14 protein-coding genes, 1 tRNA gene and 1 other RNA gene are annotated in these 26,945 nt (G+C 73.7%); 4 read left to right on the plus strand and 12 right to left on the minus strand.

The window, feature by feature from the left end; genetic code table 11:
* Positions 1–20: 20 nt before the first annotated feature.
* From recR to ffs, 4 genes are all read right to left on the minus strand, one after another.
* Positions 21–620 carry a recombination mediator RecR gene (gene recR, locus ACRQ4C_RS11890; protein WP_058725994.1) on the minus strand — a complete coding sequence of 200 codons (600 nt, stop codon included), beginning with the start codon at positions 618–620 and terminating at the stop codon, positions 21–23.
* On the minus strand, positions 620–3,484 hold the full coding sequence (locus ACRQ4C_RS11895; RefSeq protein WP_439688786.1) for a DNA polymerase III subunit gamma and tau: 2,865 nt from the start codon (positions 3,482–3,484) through the stop codon (positions 620–622). The genes recR and ACRQ4C_RS11895 overlap by 1 nt, the downstream gene beginning before the upstream one ends.
* Before the next feature lie 132 nt (positions 3,485–3,616).
* Positions 3,617–11,206 (minus strand): choice-of-anchor G family protein, encoded by a 7,590-nt coding sequence (locus ACRQ4C_RS11900; protein ID WP_439688787.1) that lies wholly within the window; start codon positions 11,204–11,206, stop codon positions 3,617–3,619.
* A 237-nt stretch (positions 11,207–11,443) separates the two neighbouring features.
* Positions 11,444–11,540, minus strand: an RNA gene (gene ffs / locus ACRQ4C_RS11905) — signal recognition particle sRNA small type.
* A gap of 36 nt (positions 11,541–11,576) precedes the next feature.
* On the opposite strand from ffs, the gene ACRQ4C_RS11910 reads away from it, so the two are divergent.
* On the plus strand, positions 11,577–12,251 hold the full coding sequence (locus tag ACRQ4C_RS11910; RefSeq protein WP_400413208.1) for an SDR family oxidoreductase: 675 nt from the start codon (positions 11,577–11,579) through the stop codon (positions 12,249–12,251).
* A 161-nt stretch (positions 12,252–12,412) separates the two neighbouring features.
* On the opposite strand, the gene ACRQ4C_RS11915 is transcribed toward ACRQ4C_RS11910, so the two are convergent.
* Both ACRQ4C_RS11915 and pta read right to left on the minus strand, forming a co-directional pair.
* The gene (locus ACRQ4C_RS11915; protein ID WP_290131257.1) at positions 12,413–13,609 is read right to left on the minus strand and encodes an acetate/propionate family kinase; all 1,197 of its coding nucleotides are present in this window, start codon (positions 13,607–13,609) and stop codon (positions 12,413–12,415) included.
* 82 nt (positions 13,610–13,691) lie between these two features.
* Positions 13,692–15,800: a phosphate acetyltransferase gene (gene pta / locus ACRQ4C_RS11920; protein WP_439688788.1), complete on the minus strand. Its 2,109-nt coding sequence runs from the start codon at positions 15,798–15,800 to the stop codon at positions 13,692–13,694.
* A gap of 123 nt (positions 15,801–15,923) precedes the next feature.
* On the opposite strand from pta, the gene ACRQ4C_RS11925 reads away from it, so the two are divergent.
* Both ACRQ4C_RS11925 and ACRQ4C_RS11930 read left to right on the plus strand, forming a co-directional pair.
* Positions 15,924–16,011, plus strand: a tRNA-Ser gene (locus ACRQ4C_RS11925).
* 276 nt (positions 16,012–16,287) lie between these two features.
* Positions 16,288–16,932 carry a hypothetical protein gene (locus ACRQ4C_RS11930; RefSeq protein WP_439688789.1) on the plus strand — a complete coding sequence of 215 codons (645 nt, stop codon included), beginning with the start codon at positions 16,288–16,290 and terminating at the stop codon, positions 16,930–16,932.
* Positions 16,933–17,040: 108 nt separating this feature from the next.
* Here the strand turns inward: ACRQ4C_RS11930 and ACRQ4C_RS11935 are convergent, their stop codons facing one another.
* Complete coding sequence (locus ACRQ4C_RS11935; protein ID WP_439688790.1) at positions 17,041–19,131, minus strand: helicase HerA-like domain-containing protein; 2,091 nt, start codon at positions 19,129–19,131, stop codon at positions 17,041–17,043.
* 175 nt (positions 19,132–19,306) lie between these two features.
* Positions 19,307–20,563, minus strand: coding sequence for a multidrug effflux MFS transporter (locus tag ACRQ4C_RS11940; protein WP_290131253.1), 1,257 nt, complete (start codon positions 20,561–20,563; stop codon positions 19,307–19,309).
* 157 nt (positions 20,564–20,720) lie between these two features.
* On the opposite strand from ACRQ4C_RS11940, the gene ACRQ4C_RS11945 reads away from it, so the two are divergent.
* Positions 20,721–21,311 (plus strand): TetR/AcrR family transcriptional regulator, encoded by a 591-nt coding sequence (locus ACRQ4C_RS11945; RefSeq protein ID WP_290131252.1) that lies wholly within the window; start codon positions 20,721–20,723, stop codon positions 21,309–21,311.
* A 102-nt stretch (positions 21,312–21,413) separates the two neighbouring features.
* Here the strand turns inward: ACRQ4C_RS11945 and ACRQ4C_RS11950 are convergent, their stop codons facing one another.
* From ACRQ4C_RS11950 to ACRQ4C_RS11965, 4 genes are all read right to left on the minus strand, one after another.
* Entirely contained in the window at positions 21,414–23,420 is a 2,007-nt protein-coding gene (locus tag ACRQ4C_RS11950) for a S53 family peptidase (protein WP_439688791.1), read from the minus strand.
* A gap of 212 nt (positions 23,421–23,632) precedes the next feature.
* Positions 23,633–24,205, minus strand: coding sequence for a substrate-binding domain-containing protein (locus ACRQ4C_RS11955; RefSeq protein WP_439688792.1), 573 nt, complete (start codon positions 24,203–24,205; stop codon positions 23,633–23,635).
* 10 nt (positions 24,206–24,215) lie between these two features.
* Complete coding sequence (locus ACRQ4C_RS11960; RefSeq protein ID WP_439688793.1) at positions 24,216–25,607, minus strand: MFS transporter; 1,392 nt, start codon at positions 25,605–25,607, stop codon at positions 24,216–24,218.
* A gap of 127 nt (positions 25,608–25,734) precedes the next feature.
* The gene (locus ACRQ4C_RS11965; RefSeq protein WP_439688794.1) at positions 25,735–26,880 is read right to left on the minus strand and encodes a cystathionine gamma-synthase; all 1,146 of its coding nucleotides are present in this window, start codon (positions 26,878–26,880) and stop codon (positions 25,735–25,737) included.
* Positions 26,881–26,945 lie beyond the last annotated feature (65 nt).

The raw sequence follows: 26,945 nt of genomic DNA on the forward strand, positions 1-26,945 counted from the left end.
GCAATGATCCTGCGCGGGCGTCAGCCGCCGACGAGCCGTCGGCCCTCGAACGCCCGGCCGAGGGTGACCTCGTCGGCGTACTCGAGGTCACCGCCGACGGGGAGCCCGGAGGCCAGCCGGGTCGTCCGGATGCCCATCGGCACGAGCAGGCGGCTGAGGTACGTCGCCGTCGCCTCCCCCTCGAGGTTCGGGTCGGTGGCGATGATGACCTCGTCGACGGTGCCGTCGGCCAGGCGCGTCATCAGCTGCTGGATCCGGAGGTCGTCCGGCCCGACGCCGTCGATCGGGCTGATGGCGCCGCCGAGCACGTGGTACAGCCCGCGGAACTCCCGCGTCCGTTCGATGGCGGCGACGTCCTTGGCCTCCTCCACGACGCAGATGACGCTCGGGGACCGTCGCGGGTCACGGCAGATGCTGCACTGCACGTTCTCGGTGACGTTCCCGCAGACCTCGCAGAACCGGACCTTCTCCTTGACCTCGGCGAGGAGCTCGGAGAGCCGCGTCGGGTCGAACGACTCGGTCTGGAGGATGTGGAACGCGATGCGCTGCGCCGACTTCGGGCCGATGCCGGGCAGGCGGCCGAACTCGTCGATGAGGTCCTGGACGATGCCGTCGTACATCAGGCACCGTCCTCGTGGAGGGCGGTCTCCTCGATGAACTGCGCACCGAGGATCTCGCGGACGACGGCCTCGCCGTAACGACCGGCGACGGCGGTGCGGCGGACCTGCGGGGCGGGCGCAGCGGCCGTCCGGGCGGCCTGTTGCGGCGCCTGCTGCGGCGCCTGCTGCTGCGGCGCCTGCTGCTGCGTCGGGGCCGCGGCGCGCTGCGCGGGTCCACCGCTCGGGGCGCCGGACCCCGGGTCCGGGAAGGGCGCGCCGTCGTCGTACGGTTCGTCGTCGAGCGGGTAGTCGTCCACCGGGACGTCACTCGACGGCGTGGCCACCGAGGTCGTGGCGGTGCCCGCGGTGGGAGTGCCAGCTGCGGTCGCCGTGACCTGGTCGGAGCTCGTGGCGGCGTCGTCGGTCGGGGCGGGCTCGACACCGCTGCCGGACGGAGCGGCACGAGGCGCCGGAGCCGAGAAGGACGATGCCGGGCGGAGCTGCGCGGCGAGCGCTGCGTCGGCCGCAGGGTCCGGGCGCTGCGGTTCTGCCGGTGCGACGGGCTCGTTCGGGTCGGTCTGCCCGAACGGGGCGCCCCAGGTCGGTTGGACCGACTCGGGGACGGCACCCGCCGTCGGGTCCGTGGTGGGGATCGTGGCGACCGCCCACTCCGTGACGGGCGCACTCGGCTCGGCAGGCTGCTGTGCTCGCTCTGAGCGCTGCTCCTGCTGCTGTGGCTCCTGCTGCTCCGGCACTGGACGCTGCGGCCGCTGCGGCTCCGGCGCCGGCCGTTGCTGCTGCTGATCGGGCGCCGGCGCCTGCTGCTGCGCGGCCGGCCGCTGCTGCTCCGGGGCAGGACGCTGCTGCGGCTGCTCCGACGCCTGCCGCTGCTCCGGGGCAGGACGCTGCTGCTCCGGGGCAGGACGCTGCTGCGGCTGCTCCGCGGCCGGACGCTGCTGCTCGGGCGCCGGACGCTGCTGTGCCCCAGCCGCCGCCGGACCCCGCGCGACGAACTTCACACGGATGCCGAGCACGTCCACGATGGCCGCACGGAGCAGCTCGCTCACGCTGGCGGACGGGTCGGACATCTCCTTGAAGGACGCGACGTCCTGCTGGCTCGGGAACGTCAGGGTCAGCACGTCGTCCCGCAGCGCCGTCACCTGCGCGGTCACGACGACGGACCACGCCGAACGCTTGGCTCGCTGCACGTGCTCGACGACCTGCGGCCATGCGTCACGCATCTGCTGGAAGCCGACGACACCGACCGGCTGCACCGCGGGTTCGTCGCCGACGGCCGTGCCCTGCCCGGTGGACGAGGAGCTCACGGGCTCCGAGGGCCGTTCGGACTGCGGCGCGGCCGCGGACGACGGACCCGGGTCCTGCGACGGGCTCGGTGCGCTCGGCACCGCTGCTGCCCAGGACGCGGCGGCGTCACGGGCCGCGGTGCCCGGCGCGGTCGATGACTCCTGCCCCGGAGCGGCGACGGACGACGCGGGCGCACCGGCGGAGCGCGGCGGCTGCGCCGGACCACCGGTGGCCGGGGCGGTGGCGGCCGGAGCGACGGTGGCCGGGGCGGTGGAGGCCGGGGCGGTGGGCGCGGCCTGGCGCGCGGGGGACGTCGTCGCTGCCTGGGTCGGCGTCGGAGCAGCGGGGGCCTGGCCTCGGCTCGACTCGGCACCGCCGGCAGCCCGCACGGGCTCGGCCTGGTGCCCACCGGCGTCACCGACACCGATGCGTCGCTCGAGCCGCTCGACCCGGGCGAGGGCGCCGCGCTGGGTGTCGTCGCTCTCGGGCACGAGGATGCGCGCCGTCATCAGCTCGAGGTGCAGGCGGGGCGAGGTCGCGCCGGTCATCTCGGTGAGCGCCCGGTTCGCGATGTCGGCCGCCCGGGAGAGCCCGGTCGCGCCGAACACGCCGGCCTGCCTGGTCATCGTGTCGAGCTCTTCCGGCGAGACCCCGCGGAGCACGGCGGCCGCGCTCTCGTTCGTGGCGGCGACGACGATGAGGTCACGGAGACGCTCGAGCAGGTCCTCCACGAAGCGTCGCGGGTCCTGCCCGGTCTGCACCACGCGGTCGACCGCGGCGAACGCGGACGCCGGGTCGGCCACGGCGAGCGCGTCCACGACGTCGTCGAGGAGCGCGGCGTCGGTGTAGCCGAGCAGGGCGACGGCGCGTTCGTAGGCGATCGCACCGTCCTCGCTGCCCGCGATGAGCTGGTCGAGCAGCGACAGGGTGTCGCGGACCGACCCCCCACCGGCACGCACGACGAGCGGCAGCACGCCGGGAGCCACCGACACGGACTCCTGCTGGCAGAGCTGCTCGACGTACTCGAGCATCGCGGCGGGCGGCACGAGTCGGAACGGGTAGTGGTGGGTCCGCGAGCGGATGGTGCCGATGACCTTCTCGGGCTCGGTGGTCGCGAAGATGAACTTGACGTGCTCCGGAGGCTCCTCCACGAGCTTGAGCAGGGCGTTGAAGCCCTGCGGCGTGACCATGTGGGCCTCGTCGAGGATGAAGATCTTGTAGCGGTCGCGGGCGGGGGCGAACACCGCACGGTCGCGGAGGTCGCGCGCGTCGTCGACGCCGTTGTGGCTCGCCGCGTCGATCTCGATGACGTCGAGCGACCCGCCGCCGCCGCGGGCGAGCTCGACGCAGCTCGGGCACACGCCGCACGGCGTGTCGGTCGGCCCCTCGGCGCAGTTCAGGCAGCGCGCGAGGATCCGCGCCGACGTCGTCTTGCCGCAGCCGCGGGGGCCGCTGAAGAGGTAGGCGTGGTTGACCCGGTTCGTCCGCAACGCGGTGCGCAGCGGATCGGTGACCTGGGACTGCCCGATCAGCTCGGCGAAGTTCTCGGGCCGGTAACGGCGATACAGGGCGGTGACCACGCGACCAAGGGTAGTCGGCACCGCCGACACCACCAGCCGTCTCCACAGGACCCGGCCGACCGACGGACGGGAGGCACGGTGCGGGCGTGCACCGTGCCTCCAGTCCGTCTCATGGTCGCGTCGCGACCGGCGTCAGCCCCTGCGGCGACGCACCCCGCGCGCGAGGCGCGACAGACCGAGGAGCAGGAACCCGAGCACCACGAGTCCGGCTGCCGCGCTCGCGAGCGGCGCCACGTCGGCCCCGGTGAAGGCGAGACCGCCGCCCGTCCCGACACCGCCGCCGCTGCCGGGCGCCCCCGGAGTGCCCGGAGCACCCGGAACACCCGGGGTGCCGGGCGTGCCCGGCGTGCCCGGCGTGCCCGGCGTGCCCGGCGTGCCCGGCGTACCCGGCTCACCCGGCGTACCCGGCTCACCCGGCTCACCCGGCTCACCCGGCGTACCCGGCTCACCCGGTACGGACGGCGCCGCGTCCACCACGACGCGCACGGACTGCGCCGCGGACGTCGCTCCCGCGACCGTCTGCGTGACGCTGATCGTGTGCGGACCGACGAGCAGCCGGAGCACGACGCTCCAGGAGCCGTCCGCCCCCGCGGTGACCGTGACCGGCGCCCCGCCGTCGACCGACAGGGTGACGGTCGAGCCGGGGTCCGCCGTCCCGGTCACGCGCCAGTCGGTGTACCCGGCCGCGTTCGCCTGCTGGTGCGCCCCGGGCGTCGGGGCCGTGATCGCGAGCGGGTCCACCGCGGCGACCACGACCGCGACCGGCTCGGCCGCGGTGGCGACCCCGTTCACGCTCTCGGTCGCGCGGATCGTCCACTCGCCCTCCGGCACGCGGTCGAAGGTCACGCTCCAGGCCCCCGTGGCGTCCGCGGTCGTCGTCCGCGACTGCCCGTCGGACAGGGTGACGACGACGAGCGCGCGTGGTGTCGCGGTCCCGCGGACGGTGAACGAACCGGTGTCGCCCGTGCCCGTGGCAGGGATGAGCTGACCGGGCGTCGGGCTGGTGATCGTGATGCCCGTGGGCTGCGCGACGACCACGGTGACGCCGACCGTGACCGGCCGCGAGGTGACGCCGCCGACGGTCTCGGTGACCGCGACGGTGTGGTCACCCGCGGGCACGCCCGGCACCGTGACGGTCCAGGACCCGTCACCGCCGGCGAGGGTGGTCTGCGTGCGCCCGTCGATGTCCACGGTGACGCGCGCGCCGGGTTCTGCGGTGCCGGACACCGGCACGTCCGCGGTCCCGCTCGGGACCGTGAAGACCTGGCCGTCGACGGGGGTCCGGACGTCGACGCCGCTCGCGGCCTCCACGGTGAAGCCGACCGCCGGTGCGGACGACGACTCCGAGCCGATGCGCTGCGACGCCGCGACCGTGTGCGCCCCGGTGCCGACCGACGGCACGTCGACCGACCAGTCGCCGTCCTCGTCCGCGGTCGTGGTGACGGGGTCGCCGCCGTCGACACGGACGCTGACCGCCGCTCGCGGGGCCGCGGTGCCGCTCACGGTGACCGTGGTGGACCCGCCGACCACGCGGTAGACCGTGCCCTCGGCGGGGGCGGTCACGACGATGGCCTCGGCCGGTGCGACCTCGACGGTGTACGCGCGGTCGATCGGCGTCGACACCGTGCCGCCGACGACCTGCCGCACCTCGATCGTGTGGTCGCCCGGCTCCACGCCCGGGAGGATCGTCGACCAGCGGCCGTCGCCGTCCACGAGGACCTCGACGGGCGCGCCGTCGTCGGCGACGAGGCGGACGGTCGCACCGGGGTCGCCCGTGCCGGACACGGGGACGTCGGTGGACGTCGTCCCGTTCGGCACCGTGATCGTGGCGTCGGCCGCCGGGCTGGTCAGCGTGAGCGCGCGACCGGCGGTGACGGTGAACGTGCTCGTGACCGCGGGCGAGGTGGACGCCCCGATCGTCTGGGTGGCGCGCACGGTGTGCTCGCCGGTGCCGACCGTCCCGAGGTCGACGCTCCAGGTGCCGCCCGTCGCGGTCGTCGTGACCGGGTCCCCGCCGTCGATGGTCACACGGACGGTGGCGCCCGCGTCGGCCGCGCCGGCCGCCGTGACCGCGACCTGCGAGTCCGGCTGCGCGACCCGGAGCTCGGTCCCGTCGCCCGGTGTTGCGATCGTGATCGGGTCCGCGACGGCGACGCTCACCCGGACCTCGACCGGCTCGGAGACGGTGTCGCCGATCCGCTGCGTGACCCGGACCGTGGTCGGGTCGCCCGCCGGCACGTCCGGCACCGAGACCGACCAGTCGCCGTCCTCGTCGGCCGTGGTGGACTCGCTGCGGCCGCCGCCGAGGTCGACCACGACGGTGGCGCCGGGCTCGGCGGTCCCGGCGACGTCGACCGTGGTGGTGGCGTCCGGTCCGGCGACGGTGTACTCCTGCCCCGCCGTCGGCTCCGTCACCGTCACCGGGTCACCGGCCACGACGACGACGTCGCGCTCGACCGGTGTGGTCGAGGTGGAGCCGCCGACCGTCTGCGTGGCGCTGACCGTGTGCGTCGCGACGCCCAGGTCCGGGACGTCGATGCTCCACGACCCGTCCGTGCTCGCCGTCGTCCGCACCGGGTCGCGGTCGTCGACGGTGAGTTCGACGGTGGCGCCCGGCTGGGCGTCGCCCGCGACGGTGACGGTCGTGGTGGCGTCCGGTCCGGCGACCGTGACGGGGTCCGAGGGCTGCCGGATCGTGAGCACCGCCGCGGCCACGACCGAGACGGACCGCTCGACGGCGGCGCTCGTGGTGCCGCCGATCGACTGCGTCACCGACGCCGTCGACGATCCCACCGGGACGTCCTCGACGGTGGCGTCCCAGGTACCGTCCTGGCGCACGGGGGCCGTGGCGGTGCGGCCGCCACCGAGGTCGACGGTCACCTCCGCACCGGGCGCGCCGGTGCCGGCGAAGTCGACGTCGGTCGTCGCGTCCTCGTCCGCGACCGTGACGGTCGTGGCCCCGGCCGGGGTCCGGACGACGAGCGGCGCACCGGCGGCGACCGTCACGTCGACGGTCACCGGCGCGGACTGCCGCCCGTCGACCGACTGCGTCGCCGTGACACGGTGGTCCCCGACCGGCACGTCCGTGAACGTGTGCGTCCAGTCACCGTCCGCAGTGCTCGTCACCGTCTCCGACGCTCCCGTGGAGAGCCGGACGGTCACGTCCGTGTCCGGCTGCGCCGTCCCCGTCACCGTCAGGTCGACGGTCCCGGTGGCGTCCGCGACGGTGATTGTCGCGTCGTCCTCGGGCTCGGTGATCGCGAGCGCCGCGGCTGCGCGCACCTGCACCGTCTGCTCCGGACTGGAGGCAGTGGTGCCGCCCACGGTCTGGGTCGCGACGAGCGGGTGGTCGCCCTCCGCCACGGCGGTGAAGACGACCGTCCAGTCGCCGTCGTCGTCCGCGGTGGTGGTCAGCTCGTCGTCGGCGAGGGTCACCCGCACCGGGGCACCGGGGTCGGCGGTGCCGACGACCGTCACCGGACGGGTGTCCCCGGCGTCCGGCACGTACAGGATCCCGGCGCCCGGCGACGTGATCTCCACGGGGTCGGCGGCCTCGAGCGTCACCGTCCGCTCCGCCGGCGTGGACGTCGCGCCCGCGACCTCCTGGGTGACCGACACGGTGTAGGCACCGACGCCGAGGTCCGGCAGGGTCACCGACCAGGACCCGTCGCCAGCGGCGGTCGTGGTGCGGTCGTCCTGCTCGGGCACCGACAGGGTGACCGTCGCGCCGGGCTGCGCCGTGCCCGTGACGCGCACGTCGCGCGTGACGTCCTCGCCCGCGACGCGGATCGGGTCGGTCGTCGGTGCGTTGATCCGGACGGGCGCGGCCGTGACGACCTGGAACGTGGTCGGGATCGCGCTCGTGCTCACGCTGCCGACGGTCTGCGTCGCGTTGACGGTGTGCGTGCCGGTCGGTGCGATGCCGGTAGCGGTGACGGTCCACGCGCCGCTGGTCGGGTCGGCCGCCGTCGTGAGCGCCGTTCCGCCGTCCACGGAGACCGACACCGCGGCGCCGGGTTCGGCCGTGCCGGTGATCGGGACCGTCGCGCGGGCGTCCTCGTCGACGACGACGATGCGCGTGCCGACGGGCGGGGTCTCGATCGTGATGGCCGTCCCGGGCACGACCGAGAAGGCACGGGAGACGCTGTCGCCCTGCGTGCCGTTGACGGTCGCGACCGCGGTGACGGCGTGGTCGTCGGTGTCGAGCCGGACGCTGCCGGTCGCCGGTGCGGTCCAGCGGCCGTCCGGGCCCGCCGTGACCTCGATCGGGTCACCGTCGTCGAAGCGGACCGTGACGGTGGCACCGGGTTCGGCGGTGCCGGTGGCGACGACCGGAGCCGAGCCACCGGGACCGGCAGCGATCTCGGCGTCGGCGACCGGTGTGTCGATGGCGACCGGGGCACCGGCGACGATCGAGAAGTCCCGGTCGACGGGGTCGGACGTGGCGCCGCCGACGGTCTGCGTGACCCGCACGGTGTGGTCGTCGACGTCGACGTCGGGCAGGGTCACCGACCAGGTGCCGTCGTCGCCCGCGGTCGTCGTCACCACCGCGCCGCCGTCGAGCCGGACGTCCACGTCGGCGTCGGGCTCGGCCGTACCGGAGACCCTGACGTCGATCGTCGAGTCGGCGGTGGCGACGGTCGTGCTGCTGTCCTGCGTCGGCGTCGTGACGGTCAGTGCCGCGGCGGCCCAGACGGTGAGGGTCCTCGTGACCACCGGCGAGGTGGTGTCGCCGACCGTCTGCGTGGCACTGAGCGTGCGGGTCCCGACCGGCACCCCGGCCACGCTGAGCGTCCAGTCGCCCTCGTCGTCGGCGGTCGTGCTGGCCGTGAGCCCCGAGCCGAGGGAGACGTCCACGGTGGCGCCGGGCTGCGCCGTGCCGGTGACGCGGACGTCGGTCGTGTCGTCGGCGGTGAGCACCGTCAGCACGGCACCGTCCGCGGGCGCGGTCAGCACGAGGGGTGCACCCGCCGCGACGGCGAAGTCGCTCGACACGGGGTCCGACGTCGTGCCGGCGACCGTCTGCGTCGCGGTGGCGGTGCGCTCCCCCACGGGCACGCCCGCGAAGGTGGCGCTCCACCGGCCGTCGTCGCCCGCGGTCGTCGTCGCCGCGAACGCTCCGCCGATCGAGACCGACACCCGGGCTCCCGGAGCCGCGGTGCCGCGGACCGTCACGGGTGTGGTCGAGGTCGGGTCGGCCACACGGATCGTGCTGCCGTCCGCGGGAGCGGTGATCGTCAACCGCTCGGCGGCCGTGACGGTGAAGGCGCGACGCACCGGCTCGCTCGTCGACCCGCCGACGGTCTGGGTCACGGCTGCGTCGTACGAGCCGGCCGGCACGTCCGGCACGGTCGCCGACCACGACCCGTCCGCCGCGGCGGTCGTCGTCGCCGTGCGGCCGCCGCCGAGGTCGACGTCGACCGTGGCCCCGGGCTGCGCCGTCCCGGACAGGACGACCTCGCGGGTGGTGCCGGCGAGCGGGAGGGCCTGCCCAGCGCTCGGCGACGCGACCGTCAGGTCGGCTGCCTGCACGACGCGGAAGGACCGGGTGACGGGTGCGGACGTCGAGTCCCCGACGGTCTGGGTCACGCTCGCGGTCCAGCTGCCGGTCGGCAGGTCCGCGACCGGGACGCTCCAGGACCCATCGGCCGCGACGGTCGCCGACCCCGTGCGCCCGCCACCGAGGTCGACGTCGATGCGCGCACCGGGCGTCGCCGTACCGGTGACCGTCACCGTGGTCGAGGCGCCCGCGATGGTGAACGTCTGTCCGGAGGTGGGTGTCGTGACCACGAGCGGCTGCTGTGCCACGACGGTGAAGCGCTGCGTGGCGGCGCCCGCGGCCGTGCCCCCGACGGTCTGCGTCGCGGTGGCCGTGTACTCGCCGGTCGGCACGTTCGCGACCGACGTCGTCCACGTGCCGTTCGCGGCGACGGTCCCGGTACCGGTGCGGCCGCCGCCGAGGTCGACACGGATCGTCGCGCCGGGTTCGCCCGCGCCGCTCACCGTGATGCTGCGCGTCGAGGCCGAGGTGGGCACGCTGAACTGCTGCCCCGCGGTCGGCGCGGTGATCGTCGGCGTCGCGAAGGCCGCGGCCCGGACGGTCGAGGTCGCGAGGTCGACGGTCGCCACGTTCGCGCCGGGCAGGACCGACAGCCGGAGGGCGTGCACGCTCCGAGCGCCGGTGTCGTAGCCGCGGCCGTCGCGGAAGCCGGTGCTCGTGTCCTGCGCGTTCACCGTGAGGTCGACGACCTGGCGGAGGAGCAGCACGACCGGTGCGAGCGTCCGGGCGACCGCGGTCGTCGTGGCCCGCAGTGCGGTCCCGAGGTCGTCGAGTGCGGTGCCGGTCACGAGCGGTCGGACGAGCGTCTGCGCTGCCGGGATCACGAGCGAGGTGATCGCCGGGGTGAGGAGCGTGCCCAGGAGCGACAGTCCGAGGGGGCCGCCCGTCACGGTCGTCGTCGGCGTGCCGGGGGCGGTGCCGGCGAGCTGCCCGAGGGTCGAGTCCACCCGGATGGTGATCGGGTCGAGGGCCCCGACCGCGGTGCGGACGTTCGCCGCGACGTCGATGCGCACGGCGGTCGAGTTGATCGTGTTCACCACGGCCGTCCGCAGCGCCGTCGGCAGCTGGGTCCCGAGGATCGTGGCGATGCTCTGGTTGATCGACGCCACCGCCGCGTCCGTCAGCACCGGTGTGTTCGCCGGCTGGCCGTTGAGCGCCGTGAGCTTGTCGAGATCGACGGTGATCGCGCCGGTCGACGGGGTGATCGTCACCGCGCCGTCGGTCAGGGGCTGGGCGAGCACCTGCGTGAGGGTGTCGTCGAGGTTGAGGTTCACCGACGCCTTGACCGTGGTGCCGTCGACGTTCACGAGCGCGCCGAGCGCGGTGGTCCGGAGGAGGCGTTGGAGTTCGGCCGTGAGACCGGTCGTGACGCCGGCGAGCGCCCCGTCGGCGCCGACGGTCGTGTTCACCGTGGTCGAGAACGACCGGAGGTCGCTCCGGAGCGACGTGCTCAGCCCGGCGACCGCGGGGCTCGTGAGGTCGAGCCGTGCGCTGGCGATCCGGTAGTCGCTCGACGTCGTCACGGTCGCCCCGCGCGTCGCGGTGATCGTCGAGGCGAGCGCGCCGACCTGCAGCCGTCCGGTCGAGAGGACCGACGTGTCCGCACCCACGCGGGACAGCAGCGGACGCAGGTCGAGCGTCGCCGCGTTCGTACCGGTCCCCGATCCCACCCCGATCGCACCGTCGTCGGTCAGGAGCCCGGCCGAGGCGGTCGCTCCGGTCGCCGAACTGCGGGCGTACTGCCCGTCCACGCCGAGCGTCAGGATGCCGTTCGCCCCGAGCAGGTCGACGTTGTTCCCGAGCCGCACCCCGAGCGCGTTCACGGCGGTGAGGTCGAGCGGCTGGCTCGTGGTGCCGCCCCCGCTCGTCGCGGCCCGGGCGGAGTACGCCCCGCCGAGCCGTGCGATCGAGTCGACGTCGACGATGCCCGAGCCCCCGAGCAGGACCCCCTCGGCCTCGGCGACGTCGGACTGCGCTGCCGTCGCCGGTTGGATCGCCACGGTGGCGGCGACCAGCGCCGTCACCGTGGCGACGACAGCACCGCGCAGCAGTGGGCGCCGGTCGCGCGGTGCTCGTCGTCGAGCACGGCTCCCGGCACCGTCGATCCGTCGTTCCCCGATGCCCGCCGCGACGGTACGCCGCGACGACACGTGCTCGCGCATGCGTGTCCCGTTCCTGGCGGGCGCACCCGCCACCTGATCCTCGGAACTCCCCCGCTGGTGAGGCGGTGGAGGGTCGGAACCCTGGTTGGGGGTTCCTGGGACCGATCTTCACACACGATCAGGAATCTGTCCGCGGGCCGTGACGAAACCGTCACCGAACCGCGCCGGGCGCACGAAACGATCGGCGCACGGAACGATCGGCGCTCGAAACGATCGGCGCACGAAGCGATCGGCGCACGAAAAGACTCCCCACGCACCCGCCAGAGCCCGGTTACCCTTGCTGCGTTTCCGCCCTGGGGGAGTTGGCCTGGATGGCGTCACGTGAGGAGCCTCCGGAAGTCTACCGGACGCGACGGGCAGTATCGGACACATGAAGATCGCCATCGCCGGGGGCCACGGGCAGATCGCCCTCCTCCTCGCCCGTCAGCTCACCGATGCCGGACACGACGCCGTCTCGATCGTCCGGAACCCGGCCCACGTCCCGGACGTCGAACAGCAGGGCGCCACCGCGCTCGTGGCCGACCTGGAGCAGCTCGACGACGACGAGCTCGCGCTGCGGCTCCGCGGCGTCGACGCGGTCGTGTTCGCCGCCGGTGCCGGTCCGAACAGCGGCGCGGAACGCAAGCTCAGCGTCGACCGCGACGCAGCACTCCTGCTCGCGGACGCCGCGGAACGCCTCGGTGTGCAGCGGTACGTGATGATCTCCGCGATGGCGACGGACCGCTACGACCCCGAGCGGGCCGTCGTCCCCGCGCAGAGCGACGCCGACGTGTTCCAGGTGTACCTGCGGGCCAAGTCGGAGGCCGACGCGAACATCCGGGCCCGCAACCTGCGGTGGACGATCATCCGTCCGGGTGCGCTGCTCGACACACCGCCGCAGGGCACGGTCGACGTCGGCCGGACGGTCCCGCGCGGCTCGATCCCCCGCGCGGACGTGGCGGCCCTCGTGCTGCACGCGCTCGTGGACGACCTCGCGGTGGGGGTGCAGTTCGAGGTGACGAGCGGGAACACCCCGATCCCCGCGGCGCTCGCAGCGCTCAGCTGACGCGCGCCGCTCAGCGACGGCCGGGTCGCGCCACGATCCCGACGTCGGACCAGGCACCCGGCCTGGTCCGACGTCGGGATCGCGGTTCGACGCCGGAAGCGCGCACACCGCGCCGGACCGCCGGTCGAGCGCGGCGAAGCTGCGCGCCGGGGAGGGCGACGCTACAGCGCGACCGCAGCCGACTGCCGGGCGATCTCGAGCTCCTCGTTCGTCGGGATGACGAGCACCGCGACCCGTGACGTGTCCGTGGAGATGCGTCGGGCCTCCCGTGAGGCCAGCTCGTTGCGGTCCGCGTCGATCTCGATGCCGAGGTGCTCGAGACCGGCGAGGACCCGCCGGCGGAGCAGGGCGTTGTTCTCCCCCACCCCCGCGGTGAAGACGACCGCGTCGAGCCCGCCGAGCTGCGCGGTGTAGGCGCCGACGTACCGGCGGATGCGGTGCCGGTACACGGCGAGCGCCGCCTCGGCGACCTCGTCGCCCTTGGAGGCGGCGTCCTGCACGTCGCGCATGTCGCCGTTGCCGGTGAGCCCGAGGAGTCCCGACCGCTTGTTGAGGATGTCGTCGAGCTCGTCGAAGTCGAGCCCGGCCTCACGGTGGAGGTGCACGAGGACCGCGGGGTCGAGGTCGCCGGAGCGGGTGCCCATCACGAGGCCCTCGAGCGGGGTGAGGCCCATCGAGGTCTCGATCGACCGACCGCCGTCGATCGCCGCCGCGCTGGCCCCGTTGCCGAGGTGCAGCACGATCGTCTTCAGCTCGGACAGCGGGCGGTCGAGGAACGCAGCTGCCTGCTCGGAGACGTACTTGTGGCTCGTGCCGTGCATGCCGTAGCGGCGGATCCCGTACCGCTCGGCGAGGTCGGACGGGATCGCGTACGTGTACGCGTGCGGCGGCATCGTCTGGTGGAACGCGGTGTCGAAGACGGCGACGTGCGGCACGTCCGCGAACACCTGCTTCGCCGCGCGGATGCCCTCGAGGTTCGCCGGGTTGTGCAGCGGCGCGAGGGACGACAGGTCCTCGATCTGCTGCTCGACGTCGGCCGTCACCACGGTGGCGGCGTCGAAGGTGGTGCCGCCGTGCACGACGCGGTGCCCGACGACCGCCGGCGGGTGGTCCTCGAACGACGGTCCGACCTTCCCGAAGGCGTCGAGCATCGCCTGGAAGCCCGCAGCGTGGTCCGGCACGGACGCGGCGTCGTTCGACGAGGACTCCCCCGTGATCGCGTTCGTGTGCTTCCAGGCCCCGGCGGACTCGCCGATGCGCTCGACGAGGCCGGACGCGAGGGTCCGCTCGTCGTCGAGCTCGATGAGCTGGTACTTGAACGAACTCGATCCGGAGTTCACGACGAGGGCTGCGGTCACGGGCTGGTTGCCTTTCCGTTCGGACTGGAGGCGCGGTGCGCGGTGGTCGGTCGGCTCACGCCGCGGGGTGGGGTCGGCCGGGTCAGGCGGGCTCCGTCGCGGTGCCGGCCTGGACGGCCGTGATCGCGACGGTGTTGACGATGTCGCTGACGAGCGCTCCGCGGGAGAGGTCGTTGATCGGCTTGCGGAGCCCCTGGAGCACCGGGCCGATCGCGACCGCGCCGGCCGACCGCTGCACGGCCTTGTACGTGTTGTTGCCGGTGTTGAGGTCGGGGAAGATGAACACCGTCGCCTTGCCCGCCACCGGGGAGTCGGGCATCTTCGTGCTCGCGACCGTCGGATCGGCGGCCGCGTCGTACTGGATCGGGCCCTCGACGAGGAGGTCCGGGCGGCGCTCGCGGACGAAGGCCGTACCCGCCCGCACCTTGTCCACGTCGGCACCGGAGCCGCTGTCGCCCGTCGAGTAGCTGAGCATCGCGACCCGGGGGTCGATGCCGAACTGCGTCGCGGTCTCGGCCGAGGAGATCGCGATGTCGGCGAGCTGCTCGCTCGTCGGGTCCGGGATCACCGCGCAGTCGCCGTAGACGAGCACCCGGTCGGCGAGTGCCATGAGGAACACGCTCGACACGATCGACGTCTCGGGGCGGGTCTTGATGATCTCGAAGGACGGCCGGATGGTGTGCGCGGTGGTGTGCTTCGCCCCGGAGACCATGCCGTCGGCGAGGCCGAGCTGCACCATGAGCGTGCCGAAGTACGAGACGTCGGTGACGGTGTCGCGGGCGAGTTCGACCGACATGCCCTTGTGCGCCCGGAGTCGCGCGTACTCCTCGGCGAAGCGCTCCCGGAGCTCGGGGTCGAACGGGCTGAGGAGCTGCGCCTGTTCGAGGTCGAGGCCGAGCTCGGTCGCGCGGGCCCGGATGGCCGCCGGTTCACCGAGGATCGTGATCCGGCAGACCTGGCGCGCGAGCAGCGTCGACGCCGCGCGGAGGATGCGGTCGTCGTCGCCCTCGGGCAGGACGATGTGCTTGCCGTACCCGCGCGCCCGGTCGAGGAGGCCGTGCTCGAACATGAGCGGTGTGACCACCCCGGACGGCGTGACCTGGAGCCGGTCGCGGAGCTCGTCGGCGTCGACGTGCTGTTCGAACAGGGCCAGCGCGAGGTCGGCCTTGCGTGGCGAGTCGGCCGCGAGCCGCCCCCGGGTCTGGGTGATCCGGAGCGCCGTGTCGTACGTGCCGAGCGTGTTCTGCGCGATCGGCAGCGAACTCGACAGACCCTCGAGCAGCCGCGAGATCTGCGGGGCGGTCTCGAACCCGCCGTTGAGGATCACGCCCGCGAGGCTCGGGAAGGTCTCGGACTGGTTGGCGAGCAGCGTCGCGATGAGGACGTCGCTGCGGTCTCCCGGCACGACGACGATGCCGCCCTCGATGAGCCGGGGCAGCACGTTCTCCATGCTCATCCCGGCGACCACGGTGCCGAGGGCTTCACGGTCGAGCAGGGCCTCGTCGCCGCGGACCAGCGTGGCGTCGGTGGCCTCGAGCAGGGCACGGACCGTCGGCGCCACGAGCACCGGGTCCTCCGGGATCGCCCAGACCGGCACGCCGGCGTGGTCGTCGTGCACGGCGGCGCCGACGCTCGACACGATCTCGGCGAGCCGCTCGGGGTCCGCTCGGTTCACGACGACGCCGAGGAGCTGCGCGTGTGCCGCCCGGAGCTCGCTCGTCGTGACGTCCGCCACCTGGGCCATGGCCTCGGGCGTGCGGGCGCCGCGGTCGGCGGAGTCGCGCCCACCGAGCACGAGGAGCACGGGAGCGCCGAGGTTCGTCGCGACCTTGGCGTTGAACGACAGCTCGGTGGGGCTGCCCACGTCGGTGTAGTCCGAACCGAGGACCACGACCGCGTCGCACTGCTGCTCGACCTGGGCGAACCGCCGGAGGATCGTCGCGACGGCCGCGTCCGGGTCGGCGTGCACGTCGTCGTAGGTGACCCCGACCGCGTCGTCGTAGGAGATGCCGACCGCGGTGTGCTGGAGCAGGAGTTCGAGCACGTAGTCGGGCTCGTGCACGGAGCGCGCCACCGGCCGGAACACACCCACTCGGCCGACCGTGCGGGCGAGCGTCTCGAGGACTCCGAGGGCGACGGTGCTCTTGCCCGTGTGGCCCTCCGCGGACGTGATGTAGATGCGGGTCGACACGGATCCAGGGTAGCCGCCGGTCATGTCGCGACATCCGGGCGGATTCCCATCCGTGGATGCACGTGGTCATCCACACCCTCACGGACCTGTACCATGGGGTGTCGTCACCGCGAGGTGGCGCCTGGAGGATTCGCCTAGTGGCCTATGGCGCACGCTTGGAAAGCGTGTTGGGTGCAAGCCCTCAGGGGTTCGAATCCCCTATCCTCCGCCAGCACACGACGAAAGCGCGAGACCCCGGTCTCGCGCTTTCGTCGTTCCCGGCTCGCGCGAGGCGCCTGGTCCCCCACGTGGTGGACCGCCCCGCACCCCGATCCGCGCACGGTGGCCAGGACACGCCGCCGCGGGGTGGAACGGGCTGTCCCCGGTACCCGTCGGTCGCCTATGCTGACCGGACGGCGTCCCCGGGACGGGACGCCACGGGACACGAGTGGCAGGGGCGTCGCTCGGCAGCGCGATTCGCTGTGCCCGCATCTCAGGAGGATCCGACGTGGGGGACATGACTGCGCAGGCGGCGGTACGGCCGCGCGTCCGGACCTACGACCTCGTCGTCCGTCCTCGCAGCGCGCTCGTCCGATCGACCGCGCTGAGCATCGCCTTCTCCGCGGTCCCCCTCGCCGTCGCCCTGGTCTGGGTGTCCTTCCCGTTCCGGCTGTGGGCGCTCATGGCCGCGATCGTCGTGCTCCTCGCCGTCGTCGTGGGCGCGGCGGTCGTCCGGCTCGGGACGGCCTACGTCGGCGTCGACGCCACCACGGTCGACGTGCGCGGCGTGCTCTCCTCCAGTCGTCGGATCCCCCGCGACACTGTCGACCGGGTCCTGCTCGTCGAGACCTACGGCGCATCGGTCGAACGATCCGTGCGCGAACTCGTCGCGTTCGCCGCTGACGGGACGCACCTGTTCCGGTTGCGCGGTGACGTGTGGGGCGACGCCGGACTCGAGCGCGTCGTCGACGAACTCGGCGTGACCGTCACCGAGGAGCCCAAGCCGGTGACCACCCGCGAGTTCGCGCGGCGCTGGCCCTCGAGCCGCGCGTGGTACGAGCGCTCCCGGGCGTTCCTCGTGGTCGGGCTGCTCGCGGTCCTCGTCGTCGGCGGCCTCCTCGTCGTCGAGACGGCCGGCCTCCTCTCCGCCTGACCAAGAGGGCAGCACGCCCACCGGGCAGCACGCCCACCGGACAGCACGCCCGCCGAGCAGCACGCCCGCCGAGCAGCACGCCCGACGGGCAGCACGCCTGCTCGGGCCTCAGCGACGCCGACGCAGCGTCGAGAAGATGCCCTGCACGACCTCCTTGGCGATCGTCCGACCCAGTCCGGACCCGAGCAGGTCCGACAGCGGGTCGTTCGCCTTCCGGGACGCCGTCGTCCGCGTGCTCGACCGCCCCGACCGCCGCGCCTCGGCAGCCCGCTCGGCCCGTTCGAACTCCCGCTGCGCCTTCTCGTACTCCTTCTGCGCCGCAGCCCGGTCGCGTTCCTCCTGCTTCGCCTTCGCCGCAGCCTCCTTCGCCGCGGTGGCCTGCGCCCGGGCAGCCTCCTTCTCGGCCTCGGCAGCGGCCGACGCGGCGGCCTTCGCCGCGTCGGCAGCGGCCGCGTCCGCGGCGGCGGCCTCCATGCGGCGGGCGAGCATCTCGTAGGCCGAATCGGGGTCGACGCGGGTGCCGTAGGTGGCGAGGAGCGGCGATGACTGCACCCGTGCCTCCAGGTCGGGTGCCGGCATCGGGTCCATCGAGCCCTGCGGAGCTCGGAGCCGGGTCCACGCCACCGGGGTCGGCGCACCCTTCTCGTTCATGACCGTGACGATCGCCTCGCCGGTGGCGAGCGAGGTGAGGACCTCGCCGAGGTCGTAGTCGCTCGACGGGTACGTCGACACCGTGGCCCGGAGCGCCTTCGCGTCGTCCGGGGTGTGCGCGCGCAGTTGGTGCTGGATGCGCGACCCGAGCTGCGCGAGCACGTCGTTCGGCACGTCCTTCGGTGTCTGCGTCACGAAGAAGATGCCGACGCCCTTCGACCGGATCAGCCGGACGGTGCGCACGATCTGGTCGGTGAAGTCCTTCGAGGCCCCGTTGAAGAGCAGGTGCGCCTCGTCGAAGAAGAACACGAGCTTCGGCTTGTCCTGGTCGCCGACCTCCGGGAGCTCGTTGAAGAGGTCCGCGAGGAGCCACATGAGGAACGTCGAGAACACCTGCGGCTGGTCCTGCACGCCCGGTACCTCGAGCAGGCTGACCACGCCCCGACCGTCCGCGGCCGTCCGGAGGAACACCTGCGTGTCGATCTCGGGCTCGCCGAAGAACTGGTCGGCGCCCTGGTCGGCGAAGGTGATGAGTTCGCGGAGGATCACGCCGGCGGTCTGCTTCGACAACCCGCCGAGCTCGGCCAGTTCCTCCTTGCCGTCGTCGCTGACGAGGAACGTCAGGACGCTCCGGAGGTCCGAGAGGTCGACGAGCGGCAGCCCGGCCTGCTCGGCGTAGTGGAACACGAGCCCGAGCGAGGACTCCTGCGTCTCGTTCAGCCCGAGCACCTTCGACAGCAGCAGCGGGCCGAACCCGGACACGGTCGCGCGGATCGGGATGCCGGTGCCCTGGCCGCCGAGGCTGTAGAACTCGGCCTCGCTCGCGACCGCCTGCCAGTCCTGCCCGATGCCGGCGGTGCGGGCGAGGAGCTTCTCGCTGCTCGTGCCCGGCACCGCGAGGCCGGACAGGTCGCCCTTGATGTCGGCGGCGAAGACGGGGACGCCGTTCGCGGCGATCTGCTCGGCGAGCAGCTGGAGCGTGCGGGTCTTGCCCGTGCCCGTCGCGCCCGCCACGAGGCCGTGCCGGTTGAGCATGCCGAGCGGGATGCGCACCTGCACGTCGGGCAGCGCCTCGCCGTTCACGAGGGCGCCGAGTTCGAGGGCGCTGCCGGTCGCCTCGTAGCCGTCGCGGACCGCCGACACGGCGTCCGGCCCGAGCGGTCCGGTCGCGTCGGCGGGTCCGGTCGCGCCGGCGGGTCCGGTCGCGTCGGCGGATCCGGTCGCGTCGGCGGGTGCAGTCGCGTCAACGGGTGTGCTCGCCGGTGCACTGCCGGGAGGCGCGGTGCCGGTCCCCGACGACGACGCCGGCCCGTCGGTGGTCGCGGGGGTTCCGTCGTCCGCGGCCGGTGCAGGTGTCGGTGCGGGTGCGCCGGCGACGTCGGGTGCGTCCGCGTCGGGTGGCGCGTCCGCGGTGGGCACGGAGGCCGCGAGCGCCGCCGCGAGCTCCTCGGCCCGCGCCGCGGCCTCGTCCGCGAGGCGCCGAGCCTCGTCCGCCGCGGCCTTCGCCGCCGCTGCCGCCGCCCGGGCCTGCTCCACCGCATCGCTCATGCGCTCAGCATACGAACGGCGCGGACAGCCGGTTCGGTCCCGCTCGTGCCGCCGTCGGACGACACGGTCGACGTCGTCCGACAGCGGTCACGTCGTCCGACAGCGACAGCGACGGCTCGCGCACCGCGACGTCACCCGCCCCCGCGCGACGCCGCGCGAGCCGCCGCGCGACGCGTCAGTGCGAGAGCGCCGGCACCGTCCGCGGCCGCACGACCACCCAGAGCAGGGCGATCGCCACGGCCGACGTGCACGCCATCACGGCCGCCATGGGCGCCGCGGTGGTGATGCCGAGCCAGCCGACGATCGGCGAGATGAGCCCGGCCACGCCGAAGTTCAGGGCACCGAGGAGGGACGCTGCGGTGCCCGCCTCCTTGCCGTGGGCCGCGAGGCCGATCACCTGCACGAGCGGGAACGAGAACCCGCAGGCGGCGATGAAGAACCACAGCGGCACGAGCACCCCGACGAGCCCGGCGCCGAGCAGGTCGAGCACGATGATCGCCACGGCCGCGAGGAACAACGTCGCGGTCGAGCACGCCAGGATCCACTGCGGGCCGACGCGCTGCGCGATGCGGGACGAGATCTGCACCCCGAGCACGACGCCGATCGAGTTCACCGCGAAGAGCAGGCCGTACTGCTGCGCGTTGAGGTCGTACACCTGTTGGAACAGGAACGGCGACGCGCTGAGGTACGAGAACAGCCCGCTGAACACCATCGCGCCGATGAGGGCCACGCCCACGAAGATCCGGTCGGAGAAGAGCGCCCGGTACCGCTGCCCGACGCTCGAGTGCCCGGCCTCGTGTCGACGTGCCGGCGGCAGGGTCTCGACGATGAGCAGCACCGAGGCGATCACCACGGCGAGGCCGTAGCAGGCGAGGAAGACGAAGATGCCGCGCCAGCTCGTGAACCGGAGCATCTGCGAACCGATGAGCGGGGCGAGGATCGGCGCGAGCCCGTTCACCATCGCCAGGCGGGACAGCATGCGCACGAGGGGCTTGCCGCCGAACAGGTCGCGGACGGTCGCCATCGCCACGACGCCTCCGGCCGAGGCCCCCATGCCCTGCAGCACCCGGAACAGCGCGAGCACCTCGACGTTCGGGGCGAGCGCGGCCCCGACCGAGGCCGCCACGTGCACGCTCGTCGCGATGATCAGCGGGAGGCGCCGACCGACCTTGTCGCTCCAGGGGCCGACGAGCAGCTGCCCGACGGCGAACCCGATCGTGGTCGCCGTCAGGGTGAGCTGGACCGTGCCGGCCGAGATCCCGAGGTCGCCCTCGAGCGACGGGAACGCCGGCAGGTACAGGTCGATGGTGAACGGCCCGAGCGCGGTGAGGGCACCCAGGACGAAGACGTAGACGAGGCGCTGCCCGCGGGAGAGCGAGTCCCCCGGGTGCAGGACGACGCGGAGCGAACCGGTGGTGGCGGGCGCGGTCACGAGCAGGGTCCTTCGTGGGGAGGGGTGGTGGCAGGAGGGGTACGGAACCGGGTCGAATCGATTCGGCCGCGGAACCATCCTAACCGCACCTGTGCGTCACCTGACATGCGGTACGTTCAGACTGCCCGGCGGACCGGGCGATCTGGACAGGAAGGGGGTGGGTGTCGTGGTGGACGCCCGGATCCTGCACACGACCGCGGCCCTGCGCGAGGCGATCCTGCGCCTCGCCGCCGATCGTCCCGTGTCGCGCATCACCGTCGCCGACGTCACGCGTGCCGCGGGCATCAACCGCGCGACGTTCTACTCGCACGCGGTCTCCCCCGGCTCGCTGCTCGCCGACGTGCTCACGCCGGAGCTCGACCGCATCCGCGACGACGACGCCGCGGCGCGTCGGGCGGCGTTCGAGCGCGGCGCCGGGCCGGACGAGCTCGAGGCCATCACCCGCCGCGGCATCGACGCCGTCGTCGAGCACGTCGTGTCGTACAAGGACATCTACGGCAAGGCGCTGCCCGACCCCGAGGACGGCTCGCTGCACCGCCTCCTCGTCGACCACTTCACGGTGTCGAGCGCGCAGCACATCCGGGAGCTCCCGGCCGAGGGTCGGCCCGAGCTCCTCGACGACGTCGCGGCCGGGTTCGTCGCCCAGGGGTTCGTCGGCGCGATCGAGGCGTGGCTCGCCGGCCCGCGCCGGTCGCGGAAGTCGCTCGTCCAGACGATCACCCTGTCGTTCCCGGCCTGGTGGCGCTGACGCGTCGCGCCCCGCGCGCGACCCAGATCGGACGGGAGGCTCGGTGCCAGCTGGCACCGAGCCTCCAGTCCGTTTCAGCGTCCGTCGAGGACGCGACGCGCGCTACCGCTGGGCCGCCCGCGTGAGTCCGCTGAAGGACACCGAACCGAGGCCGGTCACGTCGTCGTACCCCTTCGCGGTGGAGAGCGACGTGTCGTGGTCGAGGGTCACGAGGTAGTCCTTGCCGGACGTCGCGCTCGTGTAGGCCAGCGCGATCGGCGACCCCGGCGGCTGCACGTCGTGGAACGCCTTCGGCGCAGCCCGGTACGTGGCGTAGAGCGACGGGTTCGCGAAGCCGAGCCGCACGTGGGTCGACTGCTGCACGATCGCCATGAGTGCCGCCGTCAGCGGTGACGCGAGCGAGGTGCCGCCGTACGTCTCGTTGACGAAGTCGCCGGTGGCGAGGGTGCTGTCGTCCGTGATCGGGCGGATGCCGATCGCGAAGCCGGTGTACGGGTCGGCGAGTGCCGCGAGGTCCGGCGAGACGCGCTTGCCGTTCGCGAGCGACGACGGCACGACGCCCTTCTGGTAGGCGGGCTGGTCGAAGATGGTGCTCCGACCGCCGCCGGCACCGCCACCGACGAGGTCGCCGGGCAGCGGCGCGGCGTATTCGTCGCCACGGTCGCTCGACACGATCTGGTCGAGGACGTCGCCCCACCCGGTCTCGAAGGTCTTGCGGCCGTTCGCGCCGATGCCGAGGCTCGTCCCGCCGACCGCGGTCACCCACGGGCTGGAGGCCGGGAAGTCCGGCTGCGCGCTGCCGAGGGCGGCCGACTCGTCGCCGTTGTCCCCGCTCGAGAAGTACAGGCCGATGCCCTCACCGGCGGCCTGGATGTGCAGGTTCTCCTGGCCACGGATGCTCGACAGCGGCACGTTCTCGCCGACGTCGCCGTAGCTGTTGCTGACGAGGTGCGCGAGGCCCTGGTCGAGGACCTTCGACATCGCGACGTCGAGTCCGCCGCCGCAGTTCGTGCCACCGACGTAGAGGATCTTCGCGGCCGGGGCGACGGCGTGCACGGACTGGACGTCGAGTGTCTCCTCGCCCTGCCACCCGCTCGGCTGCTGGCAGAGCACCTGGTCGGTGAACTGCGACGGCGACGGGATCCTCTGCGCGAAGGTGGCGCTCGTCAGGACGGGCTCGCCGTTCTGCTTCGAGTAGCTGTTGGTGTCCTGCACGATCGTCGGCGAGGCGTACGCGTCGATGATCGCGACGGTCTGGCCCTGGCCCTGGACGCCCTTCGCGGCGAGGCCGTCGACGCCGTAGGCCGAACGGATCTGCTTCGGGACGTAGCCGCAGGCGAAGGTACGGACCTGCGTCTGCCCGTAGGCTGCCGGCACGGTCGCGGTGTTCTGCCCGTCGTACTGCGAGCACTTCGCCTGGATGCCGGTCGGGCCGGTGGCCTGCTGACGGAGGGTGCGCGCAGGCGTCGACGTCGCGGGGGTCTGGCCCTGCTGGACGAGTTCCGGGTGTGTGAGGAGTCGTCCCTGGTCGACGCTGACCCCGCTCACGAGACCGGCGATGGAGGACGGCAGCGAGGGTGCGGAGGCCGGTGCGACGAGGGTCTTCCCGGCGTGCTGGTAGCGGTGCAGGCTCGTGCCGAGCACCGAACCGACGACCGACGCCGGCCCGCGGAACACCACGAACTCGTGGCTCGCCGGGACGGCCGTGATGGTGAGGCCCTGTGCGCGGAGGTAGCCGGTGACCTCGTCCGCGGACGCCTTCGTCGGGGCGTACTTCGCGATCCAGGCCGAGGGGCTGAGCGGCTTGCGGTACCGGGCGTTCCCCGGGGTGGACACCGCGGTGGCCAGGGCCTCGGCGCCCTGCTGGTTCCGCAGGGGCAGGTAGACCTCGCCCTCGACGTCGGTGCTCGCCGCCACGGTGCCGGCGTCGTTCGTGCTCGTCGCCCACGTGGGGACGGAGTCGGGGAGCGTGTGCCGGGTCGCCGCGGCGGCCGGTCCGGCAGCGAGGGCGACGGCACCGACCGTGCACACTGCGGTGGCGATCGCGACGAGCGCGGTCCGGGTCCTGTTCGGTTCGGTTCGACCGGGGGTCGGTGGGCGTCGTTGCACTTCGGGTCCTCTCACCGCGGAGCTGGGTGAGGCGAATGTAGTGAGGAACCGGAACGACCGGACAGTCGGTGGTTCCACCGACGAACGACGTCCCCCGTTCGTGGGACGCGGCCTGTCCCTCCGCTCAGCGGCGGACGGCGTCGTTCCGAGGCTCGGCGGGGCGATGCTGGGGAACCGCCGTGAGACGACGAAGCCCCCTTGTGTGGACGGCCTCAGCCGAAGTCGGGCTTCTCGCCGCGCTGGAGCGACTCGACGACCGCGGTGGCCTTCGCGACCGTGGCCGCGTCCGAGTCACTGCCCTGGACGCGGTAGTCCGCCGAGACTCCGTCCCCGCCGGTGCCCGAGGCCGGCAGGGGGTCCCCGACGGCGACGATCACCACGCCGGCGTCGTGCGCGACCTGCACCGCGCCGGCGAGCGACGCGGGGTCGGCGGCCTCGACCAGGACGGCCTTGGCACCGCGCTGCACGAGCGCCCGCAGTGCCGACTGCTGGTCCGCCGCGGCGTCGTCGGTACCGGCCACGCGCACGTCCGGCCGGAACCCGGCTGCGGTCAGGTCGTCGCGGAAGCGCGTCGCGAGCGGCACGCCGCCCGAGGTCGTCCCCGGGGTGGCCGCACTGTGCAGCAGGACGACGCCGACGACCGCGTTCTGGTCGAAGCCGCCGTCGGAGCTCGTCAGGTCGCTGCTCTGCACGGGCGTGGGCGCCGCCGACGTCGCGCCCTGGCACCCGGTCAGGGTGAGGACCGTCGCGAGGGCGACGGCTGCGGCGACGATGCGGGCGGACACGTCGGCCACGCTACCCGTCGGCCACGGGCGATGACGGCGGCGGCACCGGCCCGAGGCGGCGGACCGCTGCCCACGCGAGCAGCGACACGACGACCATGCCGCCGAAGACGAGCGGGAACGACACGTCGGTGTCCGCTCCGCCGGTCCCGACGAAGAGCAGCCCGGTGAGCGCGAGGCCCACCACGCTGCCGGAGGCGTCCGCGATCGTGAGCGCACTCGACGCGAAGCCGTCGTCGCCCTCCCCCGAGAACCGCAGTGTGAGCATCGACGTCCGCGGGTAGATCGCCCCCATGCCCGCTCCCCCGACGAACCAGCCGACGACGAGCACCCACCACGGCAGGTCGAACGTCGCGACCGCGAACGCGGCGAGCAGGCTCACGAGCACGAGGCCGAGGCCGACGGCGAACGTCCGTGCCGCGGTCAGCCGGCTCTCCCCGAGCCGTCCGTGCAGCCAGCTCGCACCGGCCCAGCTCAGTGCGGCGACGGTCAGCGCGAGCCCCGCCGTGGACGCGGACAACCCGTGCTTCGCCTGCAGGAGGAACGGGACGTACGCCTCGCTCCCGAAGAACGACGCGGCGACGAGGCCGCGGAGCAGCACGACCGACGGCAGGCCGGGCGCGGCGCGGAACGTGCCCGTCGGCACGAGCGGTCGGAGCGCTGCCCAGGTGCCGACGACGCCGATGACCACGGCTGCGACGCGGGCCCAGGCGCCGAGGTCCGGCGCGACGTTGAGGAGCAGGATCGCGACCGCCGCGGCGACCGACCACCCGATGCGGGCGCGCTGCCAGGGTGCGCGCAACTCGGCGGCGGGCGGGTGCAGGCGACGGAGGGTCGGGACGAGGACGCTGAAGCCGACGACCGCGATGACGAGCGCCCCCGCGAAGACCCAGTGCCAGTTCCAGACGTCGGTGACGATGCCCGCGAGCGCCGGTCCGACGAGCGCCGGGAGCACCCAGGCCGCGGCGAACCCGGCGAACACCGGGCCGTGCAGCTCGTCCGGGAAGATCCGCGCCACGAGCACGTAGAGGACGACGTCGATCGCTCCGGCACCGAAGCCCTCGACGAGCCGGCCGATGAGGAACACCTCCATCGTCGGCGCGGTCATCACCACCGCGGTGCCGACGGCGAAGAAGGCCGCGGACACCCAGGCGACGACGCGCCCGCCGGAGCGGTCGGTCCAGTTCCCCGCGAGGACCATGCCCGGAACACCGGCGGCGAGCGGCGCGGCGAAGGCGAGGGCGTACAGGGTCTCGCCGTCGAGGTCACGGCTGATCTCCGGCATGACCGTCGTCATCGCCAGGTTCTGGAACGCCGCGACCGCCACGATGGCGACCATGCCGACCGTGGCGAGTGCGTAGCGCCCGCTGAAGATGCTGGTCCTCGTCGGCGCGGCGGTGCTCACCGCACCATCCTAGGAGCGGCCACCGACGGCCGTGGGGCGGCACGGGTCGGCCGGGAGGCTCGTGGCGGCGCCGCCACGGGCCTCCCGGCCGACCGTCAGCGCGTCAGCGCGTCAGCGGGTCAGGGCGTCAGCGGGCCAGGGCCTGCTGCAGGTCCGCGACCAGGTCGCCGGCGTCCTCGATGCCGACGGACAGGCGCACGACGTCGTCCGGCACCTCGAGCTCGGTGCCCCGCACCGAGGCGTGCGTCATCTCGCTCGGGTACCCGATGAGCGACTCGACGCCGCCGAGCGACTCCGCGAGCGTGAACACCTCGGTGGACTCGGCGAACCGCTTCGCCGCCGCGGCCCCGCCGGACAGCGAGAGCGAGAGCATGCCGCCGAAGCTGCGCATCTGGCGGGCCGCTACCTCGTGCCCGGGGTGGTCGGCGAGCCCCGGGTAGAACACGCGCTCGACACCGGGCGCACCGACGAGCGACTCGGCGACGGCCTGCGCGTTCGCCGAGTGCCGCTCCATCCGGACCGCGAGGGTCTTGATGCCGCGGGTGGTGAGGAACGCGTCGAACGGCGACGAGATCGCCCCGGCGCCGAACTGCAGGAACGCGACCTGCTCGGCGAGTTCCTCGTCGGCGAGCACGACCGCGCCGCCGACGACGTCCGAGTGGCCGCCGAGGTACTTCGTGGTCGAGTACACGACGGCGTCGGCGCCGAGCGCGATCGGCTGCTGCAGGTAGGGCGACGCGAACGTGTTGTCCACGACGACGAGTGCCCCGGCGGCGTGCCCGAGCTCGGCGAGCGCCGCGATGTCGGCGATCTTCATGAGCGGGTTCGTCGGCGTCTCGACCCAGAGCACGGTCTTCGCGGGCGCCCCCTCGAGCGCTGCCCGCACGGCGTCCTGGTCGCTCATGTCGACCACGACGAGCTGGACGCCCCACGGCACGTGCACCCGGTTCACGAGGCGGTGGGTGCCGCCGTACACGTCGTTGCCCATGACGACGCGGGCGCCGGGCTCGAGGTAGGCGCGGAGGAGGGCGTCCTCCGCCGCGAGGCCGGACGCGAACGAGTACGCCGCGACCCCGCCGTCGAGGTCCGCGAGCAGCGTCTGCAGACCGTCGCGCGTGGGGTTGCCGCCGCGGGAGTACTCGTAGCCGGCGCGCATGTTCCCGATGCCGTCCTGCGCGTACGTCGACGTGACGTGGATCGGCGGGATGACGGCGCCGGTCCCGGCGTCGGGCTCCTGGCCGGCGTGGACGGCGCGGGTGCTGAACTCGGTCATGCTGGTGCTTCCTCGGTCGTTCGGGCGGACGTACGGTCGGTGGGCCGGTCGGGCGGACGGCCGGT

Source organism: Curtobacterium sp. SP.BCp (assembly GCF_051903255.1).
GTDB lineage: Bacteria > Actinomycetota > Actinomycetes > Actinomycetales > Microbacteriaceae > Curtobacterium.

Coding starts and splice junctions, on each gene's coding strand:
- recR (WP_058725994.1), bottom strand. CDS start 620: ATGTACGACGGCATCGTCCAGGACCTCATCGACGAGTTCGGCCGCCTG.
- ACRQ4C_RS11900 (WP_439688787.1), bottom strand. CDS start 11,206: ATGCGCGAGCACGTGTCGTCGCGGCGTACCGTCGCGGCGGGCATCGGG.
- ACRQ4C_RS11910 (WP_400413208.1), top strand. CDS start 11,577: ATGAAGATCGCCATCGCCGGGGGCCACGGGCAGATCGCCCTCCTCCTC.
- ACRQ4C_RS11935 (WP_439688790.1), bottom strand. CDS start 19,131: ATGAGCGATGCGGTGGAGCAGGCCCGGGCGGCGGCAGCGGCGGCGAAG.
- ACRQ4C_RS11965 (WP_439688794.1), bottom strand. CDS start 26,880: ATGACCGAGTTCAGCACCCGCGCCGTCCACGCCGGCCAGGAGCCCGAC.